The sequence below is a fragment of the Pseudomonas sp. ERMR1:02 genome (genome assembly GCF_002277815.1).
Lineage (GTDB): Bacteria > Pseudomonadota > Gammaproteobacteria > Pseudomonadales > Pseudomonadaceae > Aquipseudomonas.
In genome coordinates this window covers 220,360-232,900 of the sequence record NZ_NKJI01000003.1, presented here as the reverse complement: position 1 = coordinate 232,900, position 12,541 = coordinate 220,360, and the positions used below count along the sequence as shown (strand labels likewise).

Genomic DNA, 12,541 nt, shown 5'->3' with positions numbered 1-12,541 from the left:
CGCCCGCCAGACCAGCGAAGGCATGCAGGTGCAGTTCCGCGAGATCGACCAGGTCGCCACCGCGTCCAACGAAATGAGCGCTACCGCCCACGATGTCGCCAACAGTGCGTCGAACGCGGCCAGTGCCGCCAAGGGCGCCGACCAGTCGGCCCGCGATGGCATGCAGATCATCGAGCGCAGCACCCGCGACATCAATCGACTGGCCGACGAAGTCAGCAAGGCTGTGACTGAAGTCGAAGCCCTGGCGGTGAATAGCGAGCAGATCGGTTCGGTGCTGGAAGTGATCCGCAGCATCGCCGAGCAAACAAACCTGCTGGCGCTCAACGCGGCGATCGAGGCTGCCCGTGCGGGTGAAAGTGGTCGCGGGTTTGCGGTGGTGGCCGATGAAGTACGCAACCTGGCCAAGCGCACCCAGGACTCGGTGGAAGAAATTCGCCTGGTGATCGAACGCATCCAGAACGGCACCCGCGGCGTGGTTGCCACTATGCATTCGAGCCAGACCCAGGCCCACAGCAATGCCGGGCAGATCCAGCAAGCGGTCCAGGCCTTGGGCAAAATCAGCGACGCGGTCACCGTGATCAGCGACATGAACCTGCAAATCGCCAGCGCCGCCGAACAGCAAAGCGCCGTGGCCGAAGAGGTCAACCGCAACGTCTCGGCGATCCGCACCGTCACCGAAACCTTGACCGGACAAGCCACCGAATCGGCGCAGATCAGCGGCAAGCTCAACAACCTGACCACCCACCAGATGAAACTGATGGATCAGTTCCGGGTGTAGCCCATACCGCCGCCGATTGATCGTTCCCACGCTCTGCGTGGGAATGCAGCCCGGGACGCTCCGCGTCCCTTCCAGAGCCGAACGCGGAGCGTCCGTTGAGGCATTCCCACGCAGAGCGTGGGAACGATCTATTATGAAGCCCTTTTCCGGAGGGCCTTCGATGACTGATTTACTCACGTCCATTCAAGCCGCACTCGGCTTGCCGCACACGCCAATCCCGTTCACCTGCACCGGTGCCCTGCCCTCGGCGTTTGCCGTCACGGACCTTGCCTGCGCCAGCATTGCGGCCGCCGGACAGGCAACCGTCGAATTACTCCACCAGCAATCCGCACGCTTACCCACCCTCGAAGTCGACCGGCGCCTGGCCTCGTTCTGGTTCTCGAGTTCGATCCGTCCAGTGGGCTGGAGCGTTCCACCGTTGTGGGACCCGATCGCCGGTGACTATGCCGCCAGGGATGGCTGGATTCGCCTGCACACCAATGCACCCCATCACCGCGCCGCGGCGCAATCGGTGCTGGGTGTCTGCACTGACCGCGCAGCAATGGCGAGCAAAGTGGCGCAATGGGCCAAGAGCGATCTGGAGCAGGCCGTAGTCGATGCCGGTGGCTGCGCTGCCGAGATGCGCACCTGGGAACAATGGCAGGCCCATCCGCAAGGTCAGGCCGTGAATGCCGAACCGCTGATTGAGCTCGGCCATCACAGCAGCCCAAACGCCAAACCGTGGCAGGGTTCAGTGGCGCAACCGCTGGCCGGTATCAAGGTGCTGGATTTGACCCGCGTGCTCGCAGGTCCCGTAGCCAGCCGTTTTCTCGCAGGTCTTGGCGCCGACGTCTTGCGTATCGACCCACCAACCTGGAACGAACCGGGCGTGGTGCCGGAAATGACCCTGGGCAAGCGCTGTGCGCGCCTGGACTTGCATGACAAAACTGATCGCAGTGTGTTCGAAAGCCTGCTCAAGGACGCCGACATCGTGCTCCACGGCTACCGCGCCAATGCTCTGGAGCGCCTGGGCTACGGTGTCACTGAACGGCAAAAACTGGCCCCCGGCCTGATCGACGTGAGCCTCAATGCCTACGGCTGGAGCGGCCCGTGGCAGAATCGCCGCGGCTTCGACAGCCTGGTGCAGATGAGCAGCGGCATTGCCGAAGCCGGTATGCATTGGCAGCACGCGAACAAGCCGACGCCCTTGCCAGTGCAAGCGCTCGATCACGCCACCGGGTATTTGATGGCCGCCAGTGCGATCAAGTTGTTGGCAGAACGCTTGAGCAGCGGACAGAGTGGATCGGCGCGGTTGTCGCTGGCACGCACGGCGAAGTTGTTGATCGAGAATGGACCGGGCACCGAAGAGCCGCTGCGGGCAGAGGATGAAGGCGATCAGGGGATATTGATTGAGCAGACACCCTGGGGGCCGGCGCATCGGTTGCAGGTGCCGCTGAAGATTACGGGTACGCCGTTGCAGTGGGCGATTGCGGCCTCTGAATTGGGTTCCCATCGCGCGCAGTGGTGGTGACCTTCAGATCGCCTTCGCGGGCAAGCCTCGCTCCTGTAGGAGCGAGGCTTGCCCGCGAAGGCGGCAGCACAGTCGACAAAAAATCCGAATCAACCTCAGTCCACGCGATTCAGTGATGTCCAAAGCAACTGCGCCGCATACCCCCGATACGGCCGCCAGCCCTCAGCTCGCAACAACAGCTGCCGCGCCGTCACAACCTCCCCTTCAAGCGCCGACAAGGCATTGATCAACCCACATCCCCCGTCGGGAATCCATCCATCTCGCGCAACTGCCGCAGGGCAATGTATTGCGCCGTCCAGTCACCAATGCCATACAAAGCAAGCAACCGCGCCACACCGCCCCGCCGACCGGGTTCAAACAACAACGGATCATCAAGCAACGCCTGAGCCACGCCCGACAGCGTGCGGCCACGACTTTTCGGCATTCCCAGTGTCGCCAGATCCGACGCCGCCAAAACCGCCGCCTCAGGAAACACATGGGTCAAGCCACCCCGTGGTGAAGCCAACGGCGCGCCATATTGCGCCACCAGTTTCCCCGCCAGTTTGATCGCCGCCCCCACCGTGATCTGCTGGCCCAACACTGCACGAATCGCCAACTCCAGTCCGTCCCAAGTCCCCGGCACCCGCAGCCCTGGATGCTCGGCGATCAACTGCGCCAGCAGCGGATCGACTGCCAGGTGCTGATGAATCGGGGTCAGATCGGCATCCAGATCAAACATCCGCCGCACTCGCGCAACGATCTCGGGCACGGCGCTCGGGTCGGGGAAATCGAGCGTCAGCTGCAGTGAGTCCACTGCCGCATGCTTGATCGACAGGGTGCCGTGAACACCTTTCAGGCCTATGCTGCGCGAGTAAACACCGTCGACTACCTCCTCCATTCCGGCAATCGCCCGCGCCGACAAAAAGCCGAGCATCGCGGGCCAGTCGTAGGGCGGTTGAAATCTCAGCGACAGCCTCATGGCCGCAGCCTCCGTAAGGTTTGAGTAGCCAGACTATAAAGACAAATTGACGTTTATTGGATCAACCCCACATGGGTTCTAGGTACACCGCAAATCCCGCGCAGGATTTCACCAAACGCCCGCCCCAAGGCATACTTGCCACCCTCCGCACTCCAGAACACAAAACCGCCTCATGCGTATCCACGTCAGCTTCATCGACCGCGTCGGTATTACCCAGGAAGTCCTGGCCTTGCTCGGTGGGCGCAATCTCAATCTGGATGCGGTGGAAATGGTTCCGCCCAACGTCTACATCGACGCGCCAACCCTGAGCCCGGAAGTTCTCGAAGAGCTGCGCGATGCCTTGTTCAGCGTGCGCGGCGTGCAAGCGGTGACAGTGGTCGACATCCTGCCCGGCCAGCGCCGACATCTGCAGCTCGATGCACTGCTCGCGGCCATGACCGATCCGGTGCTGGCTTTAGACAGTGCCGGCAATGTGCTGCTGGGCAATCCCGCGCTGATTGCCCTGTATGGCCGCGAACCGGCCGGTGAAAGCGTTGCCGACCTGTTCGCCGACCCGGCCCTGCTCGACGCCTTGCTCGAACACGGCTTTCGCTTGCCGCTGCGGGAAATCACCGTCAACGGCCAGACGTTGTTGCTGGACGCCACTCCGATCACCGACGCCGGCGCCCTGCTGACCTTGTATCAACCCAACCGCATCGGCGAACGCCTGTCGGCGCTGCACCACGACCACGCCGAAGGTTTCGATGCGCTGCTGGGCGAATCGCCGGTGATCCGCACGCTCAAGGTTCGTGCGCAACGGGTGGCGGCCCTCGATGCCCCGCTGTTGATCCAGGGTGAAACGGGCACTGGCAAAGAACTGGTGGCCCGGGCCTGCCACGCCATCAGTGCGCGGCACAATTCACCGTTTCTGGCATTGAACTGTGCGGCATTGCCAGAAAACCTCGCCGAAAGCGAACTGTTCGGCTACGCCCCCGGCGCCTTCACCGGCGCGCAACGGGGCGGCAAGCCGGGGCTGATGGAGTTGGCCAACCAGGGCACGGTATTCCTCGACGAGATCGGCGAAATGTCGCCGTACTTGCAGGCGAAGTTGTTGCGCTTCCTCAACGACGGCAGTTTCCGTCGGGTCGGCGGTGATCGCGAGGTGAAGGTCAACGTACGCATTCTCAGCGCAACCCACCGCGACCTGGAAAAAATGGTCAGCGAAGGCTTGTTCCGCGAAGACCTGTTTTACCGCCTCAATGTCGTCAATGTCGAAGTCCCGCCCCTGCGCGATCGCGGCCAGGACATTCTGCTGCTGGCCCGCTATTTCATGCAGCAGGCGTGCGCGCAGATCCAGCGCCCGGTATGTCGCCTGGCGCCAGGGACTTACCCGGCCCTGCTGGGTAACCGTTGGCCGGGCAACGTGCGGCAGCTGCAAAACGTGATTTTCCGTGCCGCGGCCATTTGCGAAAGCAGCCTGGTGGACATCGGCGACCTGGACATTGCCGGCACCTCGGTGGCGCGCCAGAGCGACCACGACGTCGACAGTCTGGAAGAGGCGATGGACGAGTTCGAGAAGACCCTGCTGGAAAAACTCTACGTCAGCTACCCCTCGACCCGCCAACTGGCCAGCCGGCTGCAAACATCCCACACCGCGATCGCTCATCGGTTGCGCAAGTACGGCATTCCCAACAAAGCCTGAGGTCCTCAATTGATTGATCGTTCCCACGCTCCGCGTGGGAACGCAGCCCGGGACGCTCTGCGTCCCAAAAGCGTGACGCAGAGCGTCACAAGAGGGCATTCCCACGCAGAGCATGGGAACGATCAATTGGACTTCGATAGCGTGCTCAAAACCGACCTCCACCTGTACTGAAAGCGCTACAGCGGAACGATATCGCTACACCCCTTCCAGCCACGGCTGTGCAAGGCTTTGATCCACTTCGGCTTTTAACCGCTGCACATGCCGTATCGATTTCGCTACATCACTCAAGTCCCTGCGCTCATCAGAACCTCATAAATCATTGATTTAAATAGTAAAAACAACATTGGCCGCATTCTTGCTTACTTCTAACAAAGAGCCCCTCATAAATCAGGGCATTGCCCCAACACTCAATCGCGTCCACCAGACGAGTCTGGCCCCCTTAGGAGTTTTCCATGAGCGAATTGCGTTTTACTGAAGATCACGAATGGCTGCGCACCGAAGCTGACGGCACTGTCACAGTCGGCATCACCGCTTTCGCTCAGAACGCACTGGGTGACGTGGTTTTCGTACAACTGCCTGAGCTGCAGTCCTACGACAAAGGCGCAGAAACAGCCACGGTGGAATCGGTAAAAGCGGCCAGCGGCGTGTACATGCCACTGGACGGAGAAGTGCTGGAAGTGAACCCGGCGCTGGACAGCAGCCCTGAACTGGTCAACGAAGATCCGCTGGGCGAAGGCTGGTTCTTCCGCTTTCAGCCGACCGACCCTTCGGCCGTCGCCAAACTGCTGGATCAGGACGCTTATGACCGTCTGATCAAAGCTCAAGCCGAAGCCTGAGGAGCGCCGACATGACTCAAGTGCATTTGAACACCGCCAACGAATTCATCGCCCGCCACATCGGCCCGCGCGCCGGCGACGAGCAAGCCATGCTCAACAGCCTCGGTTTCGACTCCCTGGAAGCCCTGAGCGCCAGCGTCATTCCCGACAGCATCAAGGGCACCAGCGTCCTCGGCCTGGAAGACGGCCTGAGCGAAGCCGACGCACTGGCAATGATCAAAGGTATCGCCGGTAAGAACCAACTGTTCAAGACCTACATCGGCCAGGGCTACTACGGCACCCACACGCCATCGCCGATCTTGCGCAACCTGCTGGAAAACCCGGCCTGGTACACCGCCTACACCCCGTACCAGCCGGAAATTTCCCAGGGCCGTCTCGAAGCGCTGCTGAACTTCCAGACGCTGATCAGCGACCTCACCGGCCTGCCGATCGCCAACGCATCCCTGCTCGACGAAGCCACCGCCGCCGCCGAAGCCATGACCTTCTGCAAGCGCCTGAGCAAGAACAAGGGCAGCCACAAATTCTTCGCCTCCGTGCATTGCCACCCGCAGACCCTTGACGTGCTGCGCACCCGCGCCGAGCCACTGGGCATCGAGGTAGTCGTTGCTGACGAACGCGAGCTGAGCGACGTGACGCCGTTCTTCGGCGCCCTGCTGCAATACCCGGCGAGCAACGGTGACGTCTTCGACTACCGCGAGCTGACTGAACGCTTCCACGCCGCCAACGCCCTGGTCGCCGTGGCCGCCGACCTGCTGGCCCTGACCGTGCTGACCCCGCCAGGCGAGTTCGGCGCCGACGTGGCCATCGGCAGCGCCCAACGCTTCGGCGTGCCGCTGGGCTTCGGTGGCCCACACGCGGCGTACTTTTCCACCAAGGATGCGTTCAAGCGCGACATGCCGGGCCGTCTGGTCGGCGTCTCGGTAGACCGTTTCGGCAAGCCGGCCTTGCGCCTGGCAATGCAGACCCGCGAGCAACACATCCGTCGCGAGAAGGCCACCAGCAACATCTGCACCGCGCAAGTGCTGCTGGCCAACATCGCCAGCATGTTCGCCGTGTACCACGGCCCGAAAGGCCTGACGCAAATCGCCAACCGCGTTCATCACCTGACCGCGATTCTGGCCAAAGGCTTGAGCGCTCTGGGCTTGAGCGTCGAACAGGAAAACTTCTTCGACACGCTGACCATTAAAACCGGCGCGCAAACTGTTGCGTTGCACGACAAAGCGCATGCCCGGCAGATCAACCTGCGCGTGGTGGACGCTGAGCGCCTGGGCCTGTCCCTCGACGAAACCAGCACCCAGGCCGACATCGAAACCCTGTGGAGCCTGCTGGCCGACGGCAAGGCGCTGCCGGATTTCGCCGCCATCGCCGCCTCCGTGCAAAGCACTATTCCAGCCGCACTGGTTCGCCAGTCGCCGATCCTCAGCCATCCGGTGTTCAACCGTTATCACTCGGAAACCGAGCTGATGCGCTACCTGCGCAAACTGGCGGATAAGGACCTGGCGCTGGACCGCACCATGATCCCGCTGGGTTCGTGCACCATGAAGCTCAACGCCGCCAGCGAAATGATCCCGGTGACCTGGGCCGAATTCGGCGCCCTGCACCCGTTCGCCCCGGCCGAGCAAAGCGCCGGTTACCAGCAACTGACCGATGAGCTGGAAGCGATGCTCTGCGCCGCCACCGGCTACGATTCGATCTCGCTGCAACCGAACGCCGGTTCGCAAGGTGAGTACGCCGGTCTGCTGGCGATCCGCGCTTACCACCAAAGCCGTGGTGAAGACCGTCGCGACATCTGCCTGATCCCGTCGTCGGCCCACGGCACCAACCCGGCCACCGCCAACATGGCCGGCATGCGTGTAGTCGTCACCGCTTGCGATGCCCGCGGCAACGTCGACATCGAAGACCTGCGTGCCAAAGCCATCGAGCACCGCGAGCATCTCGCGGCGTTGATGATCACTTATCCGTCGACCCATGGCGTGTTCGAGGAAGGCATCCGCGAAATCTGCGGCATCATTCACGACAACGGCGGCCAGGTGTACATCGACGGCGCCAACATGAACGCCATGGTCGGCCTCTGCGCCCCGGGCAAGTTCGGCGGCGACGTATCGCACCTGAACCTGCACAAGACCTTCTGCATTCCTCACGGTGGTGGCGGCCCGGGCGTCGGCCCGATCGGCGTGAAATCGCACCTGACACCGTTCCTGCCGGGCCATGCACAAATGGCACGCAAGGAAGGCGCGGTCTGTGCGGCACCATTCGGTAGCGCGAGCATTTTGCCGATCACCTGGATGTACATCCGCATGATGGGCGGCGCCGGTCTGAAGCGCGCTTCGCAGCTGGCGATCCTTAACGCCAACTACATTTCCCGTCGCCTCGAAGAGCACTATCCAGTCCTGTACACCGGCAGCAACGGCCTGGTGGCGCACGAGTGCATCCTCGACCTGCGTCCGCTGAAAGACAGCAGCGGCATCAGCGTCGACGACGTGGCCAAGCGCCTGATCGACTTCGGTTTCCACGCCCCGACCATGTCGTTCCCAGTGGCCGGCACGCTGATGATCGAGCCGACCGAAAGCGAATCCAAGGAAGAACTGGACCGCTTCTGCGACGCCATGATCCGCATTCGCGAAGAAATCCGCGCGGTGGAAAACGGCACCCTCGACAAGGACGACAACCCGCTGAAAAACGCCCCGCACACTGCGGCGGAGCTGGTTGGCGAGTGGTCGCATCCGTACAGCCGTGAGCAGGCGGTGTATCCGGTTGCGTCCTTGATCGAAGGCAAATACTGGCCGCCGGTCGGTCGCGTCGACAACGTGTTCGGTGATCGCAACCTCGTCTGCGCCTGCCCGTCGATCGAAAGCTACGCTTAAACCTGTGTGGGGCGAATCCAATCGCCCCGACACTGCAAAACCCTGTAGGAGCTGGCTTGCCAGCGAAGCTTTTAGCGGCCTTGATGGCCCCTTCGCTGGCAAGCCAGCTCCTACAGAATCTCGTCTCCCCAAAAGATTTTTCCGCCAACGCCTATAACAAGAAACCGGAGAACAACCATGTCGCTAAGCGTGTTCGACCTGTTCAAGATTGGCATCGGCCCCTCCAGTTCCCATACCGTCGGCCCGATGCGCGCGGCCGTGCGTTTTGTTGAAGGCTTGCGCCGAGAAAACCTGCTGACCGCGACCACCTGCGTCAAAGTCGAGCTCTACGGCTCACTCGGTGCCACCGGCAAGGGCCACGGCAGCGACAAGGCTGTACTGCTCGGTCTGGAAGGCGAACACCCGGATACCGTTGACACCGAAACCGTCGCCGCCCGCCTGCAAGAAATTCGCGGCAACGGACGCTTGAACCTGCTCGGCGAACACAGCATTGCGTTCAACGAGAAAGAACACTTGGCGATGATTCGCAAACCGTTGGCCTATCACCCCAACGGCATGATTTTTCGCGCATTCGACGCGGCGGGCCTGCAAATCCGCAGCCGCGAGTACTATTCGGTGGGCGGCGGTTTTGTCGTCGATGAAGACGCCGCCGGCGCCGATCGAATCGTCGAAGACGCAACCCCCCTGACCTTCCCGTTCAAAAGCGCCAAGGACCTGCTCAGTCACTGCGCCACCTACGGCTTGTCCATCAGCCAGGTGATGCTGACCAACGAAAGTGCCTGGCGCCCGGAAGCGGAAACCCGCGCCGGCCTGTTGAAAATCTGGCAGGTCATGCAGGACTGCGTCGCCGCCGGTTGCCGCAACGAAGGCATCCTGCCCGGAGGCTTGAAGGTCAAGCGTCGGGCCGCTGCGCTGTATCGGCAATTGTGCAAGAACCCGGAATCATCTTTGCGCGATCCACTGTCGGTACTGGACTGGGTCAACCTGTACGCCTTGGCGGTCAACGAAGAAAACGCCAACGGCGGACGCGTTGTCACGGCGCCTACCAATGGTGCGGCCGGAATCATTCCAGCGGTGCTGCATTACTACATCCGTTTTATCCCCACGGCGAACGATGACGGGGTGGTGCGTTTTCTGTTGACCGCCGCGGCCATCGGCATTCTGTACAAGGAAAACGCCTCGATCTCCGGCGCCGAAGTCGGCTGTCAGGGCGAAGTCGGCGTGGCGTGCTCCATGGCGGCCGGGGCTCTGTGCGAAGTGCTTGGCGGCACCGTACAACAAGTGGAAAACGCCGCGGAAATCGGCATGGAACACAACCTGGGCCTGACCTGCGACCCGATTGGTGGATTGGTGCAAGTACCCTGCATCGAGCGCAACGCCATGGGCTCGGTCAAGGCCATCAATGCGGTGCGCATGGCCATGCGCGGCGACGGACAGCATTTCGTCTCCCTCGACAAGGTCATCCGCACCATGCGCCAGACCGGCGCCGACATGAAAAGCAAATACAAGGAAACCGCCCGAGGCGGTTTGGCGGTCAACATTATCGAGTGCTGATGTGCGCTCATCTGCATCTGCACACTTTTTCAGGAGCTGAATATGTCCACCGAACAACTGTTGAAAACCCCGTTGCACGCACTGCACATCGAACTCGGCGCGCGCATGGTGCCATTCGCCGGCTACGACATGCCGGTGCAATACCCACTGGGCGTGATGAAAGAACACCAGCACACCCGCGATCAGGCCGGGTTGTTCGATGTTTCGCACATGGGCCAGATCCGCCTGACCGGCGCCAATGCCGCCAAGGCCCTGGAAACCCTGGTGCCGGTGGACATCATCGACCTGCCGGTGGGCATGCAGCGCTATGCGATGTTCACCAACGAGACCGGCGGCATCCTTGACGACCTGATGGTCGCCAACCTGGGTAACGACGAACTGTTCCTGGTGGTCAACGCCGCTTGCAAGGACCAGGACCTGGCGCACCTGAAAAAGCACATCGGTGACCAGTGCACCATCGAGCCACTGTTCGAAGAGCGCGCCCTGCTGGCCCTGCAAGGACCTGCAGCGGTCACTGTGCTGGCACGCCTGGCACCGGAAGTGGCAAAGATGACGTTCATGCAGTTCGCCCGCGTGAAGTTGCTGGGCGTGGACTGTTTTGTCAGCCGCTCGGGCTACACCGGTGAAGACGGTTTCGAAATCTCCGTGCCGGCCGCCAACGCCGAAGCCCTCGCCCGCGCTTTGCTGGCGGAACCGGAAGTTGAAGCCATCGGCCTGGGTGCGCGCGATTCGCTGCGCCTGGAAGCCGGCCTGTGCCTGTACGGCCACGACATGAACACCGAAACCACTCCGATCGAAGCCAGCCTGTTGTGGGCCATCTCCAAGCCACGTCGTGCCGATGGTGCGCGTGCCGGCGGTTTCCCTGGCGCTGAAGGCGTATTCGCCCAGCAACAGGGCGGTGTCAGCCGCAAGCGCGTCGGCTTGCTGCCGCAGGAACGCACTCCGGTGCGAGAAGGTGCAGAGATCGTAAATGAAGCTGGCGATATCATCGGCAGCGTCTGCAGCGGCGGTTTCGGACCGACCTTGGGTGGACCTCTGGCAATGGGTTACGTCGACAGCGCTTATATCGCTCTCGACACACCAGTGTGGGCAATTGTTCGTGGGAAAAAGGTTCCTTTGCTTGTAAGCAAAATGCCATTTGTTCCACAACGCTACTATCGCGGCTGATTGATTGTTCCTATAAGTAACGCGGTTGCGTTAACAGCGCACTAATGTGTAACGCAACCGCCATAAAATAGTGCATTGTTTGACTCTAAGCTTCGATTATGAACTTTGCTTATAACGTTCGAAAACAATTGAACAATCCAATCGTATAAGCCCACCTACATCCACCTAACACAGCAAAACCGGGGCCTGCGCAGGGGCTTGTTTTTTCTCCCGTAGTTGGCGTAGAGTTTGTTCACTGTGTTTGCATGGGTCGCTTGGAATCGTGACCTGGGCAGTAGCCTACAAGTTAGCTACATCCCGTTCGACGTCTTCTTACTCTCCTGCAACCAGCCCCAGTACTCTTTCATAAGAAGGAGACTGTCATTAATTTTAGCGTCAAAGGAAATAAGAAATGTCCCAACGTCAGAGCGGTACCGTCAAGTGGTTTAACGACGAGAAAGGTTTTGGTTTTATCACTCCAGAAAGCGGTCCGGATCTGTTCGTGCATTTCCGCGCTATTCAGGGCAACGGTTTCAAGAGCCTGAAAGAAGGCCAGAAAGTGACCTTCATCGCCGTGCAAGGCCAGAAAGGCATGCAGGCTGACGAAGTACAAGCAGAAGGCTAATCTTCTGTAACGAAAAAGCCCCTGATGCTGACATCAGGGGCTTTTTTGTGCGCGTAAATCCGTAAAATGGCTTCTTTTTTCGCCGAGAACTGCCATGTCGAAACACCTGCTATCACCCCAAGGCGAATTTCCTGCCGCTGGCTTGGGTCGTCGTCTGGCCGCCATGTTCTATGACTTCCTGCTGTGCACCGCGCTGCTGATCGTCACCAGCGGCGTCTACAAGATGATCCAGATGGCGATCATCGGCGAAGACAAAATGCGCGCACTCACAGAGGCCGGGGCGCTCGACGGTGATCCACTGCTGTCGACGGTGCTGCTGTTCGTCCTGTTCGGGTTCTTCGCCAAATTCTGGACCTACTCCGGCCAGACCTTGGGCATGCAGGTGTGGTGCATCCGCGTGCAGAATGCCGATGGTTCCTCCATCAGCCTGTGGCAAGCGCTGCTGCGCTTTGTGGTGTCGATCGCCTCGCTGCTATGCGTTGGCCTGGGATTCATCTGGTCGCTGTTCGACAAGCAGCAACGCAGCTGGCACGACATGTATTCCAATACCCGGCTCGTGCGGGTTCCGAAGAAAGCCAAGTAAACCCCA

9 protein-coding genes and 1 pseudogene are annotated in these 12,541 nt (G+C 60.9%); 9 read left to right on the top strand and 1 reads right to left on the bottom strand.

From position 1 onward, the window contains the following. The first annotated feature begins 22 nt into the window (after nucleotides 1–22). Nucleotides 23–778, top strand: a complete 756-nt coding sequence (locus CES87_RS34170) for a methyl-accepting chemotaxis protein (RefSeq protein WP_371858188.1) — start codon at nucleotides 23–25, stop codon at nucleotides 776–778. A 160-nt stretch (nucleotides 779–938) separates the two neighbouring features. Continuing rightward, nucleotides 939–2,288, top strand: coding sequence for a CoA transferase (locus CES87_RS07130; protein WP_128605564.1), 1,350 nt, complete (start codon nucleotides 939–941; stop codon nucleotides 2,286–2,288). 95 nt (nucleotides 2,289–2,383) lie between these two features. Here the strand turns inward: CES87_RS07130 and CES87_RS07125 are convergent. After that, nucleotides 2,384–3,246, bottom strand: a pseudogene (locus tag CES87_RS07125) (DNA-3-methyladenine glycosylase). Between the two features lie 172 nt (nucleotides 3,247–3,418). Here CES87_RS07125 and CES87_RS07120 point away from each other — a divergent pair. The 7 genes from CES87_RS07120 (at nucleotide 3,419) to CES87_RS07090 (ending at nucleotide 12,535) form a co-directional block, all read left to right on the top strand. Beyond that, nucleotides 3,419–4,927, top strand: coding sequence for a sigma-54-dependent transcriptional regulator (locus CES87_RS07120; RefSeq protein WP_128605563.1), 1,509 nt, complete (start codon nucleotides 3,419–3,421; stop codon nucleotides 4,925–4,927). Between the two features lie 452 nt (nucleotides 4,928–5,379). Next, a complete protein-coding gene (gene gcvH, locus CES87_RS07115; RefSeq protein WP_128605562.1) occupies nucleotides 5,380–5,763 on the top strand; it encodes a glycine cleavage system protein GcvH in 384 nt (127 codons plus the stop codon). A gap of 11 nt (nucleotides 5,764–5,774) precedes the next feature. Next, nucleotides 5,775–8,627 (top strand): aminomethyl-transferring glycine dehydrogenase, encoded by a 2,853-nt coding sequence (gcvP, locus tag CES87_RS07110; protein ID WP_128605561.1) that lies wholly within the window; start codon nucleotides 5,775–5,777, stop codon nucleotides 8,625–8,627. Between the two features lie 177 nt (nucleotides 8,628–8,804). Then, nucleotides 8,805–10,181 carry an L-serine ammonia-lyase gene (locus CES87_RS07105; protein WP_128605560.1) on the top strand — a complete coding sequence of 459 codons (1,377 nt, stop codon included), beginning with the start codon at nucleotides 8,805–8,807 and terminating at the stop codon, nucleotides 10,179–10,181. 42 nt (nucleotides 10,182–10,223) lie between these two features. Continuing rightward, nucleotides 10,224–11,348, top strand: coding sequence for a glycine cleavage system aminomethyltransferase GcvT (gene gcvT, locus CES87_RS07100; RefSeq protein WP_128605559.1), 1,125 nt, complete (start codon nucleotides 10,224–10,226; stop codon nucleotides 11,346–11,348). 391 nt (nucleotides 11,349–11,739) lie between these two features. Then, nucleotides 11,740–11,952 carry a cold-shock protein gene (locus CES87_RS07095; protein ID WP_007931076.1) on the top strand — a complete coding sequence of 71 codons (213 nt, stop codon included), beginning with the start codon at nucleotides 11,740–11,742 and terminating at the stop codon, nucleotides 11,950–11,952. Nucleotides 11,953–12,046: 94 nt separating this feature from the next. Next, nucleotides 12,047–12,535, top strand: a complete 489-nt coding sequence (locus CES87_RS07090; protein WP_128605558.1) for an RDD family protein — start codon at nucleotides 12,047–12,049, stop codon at nucleotides 12,533–12,535. The last annotated feature ends 6 nt before the right edge of the window (nucleotides 12,536–12,541 follow it).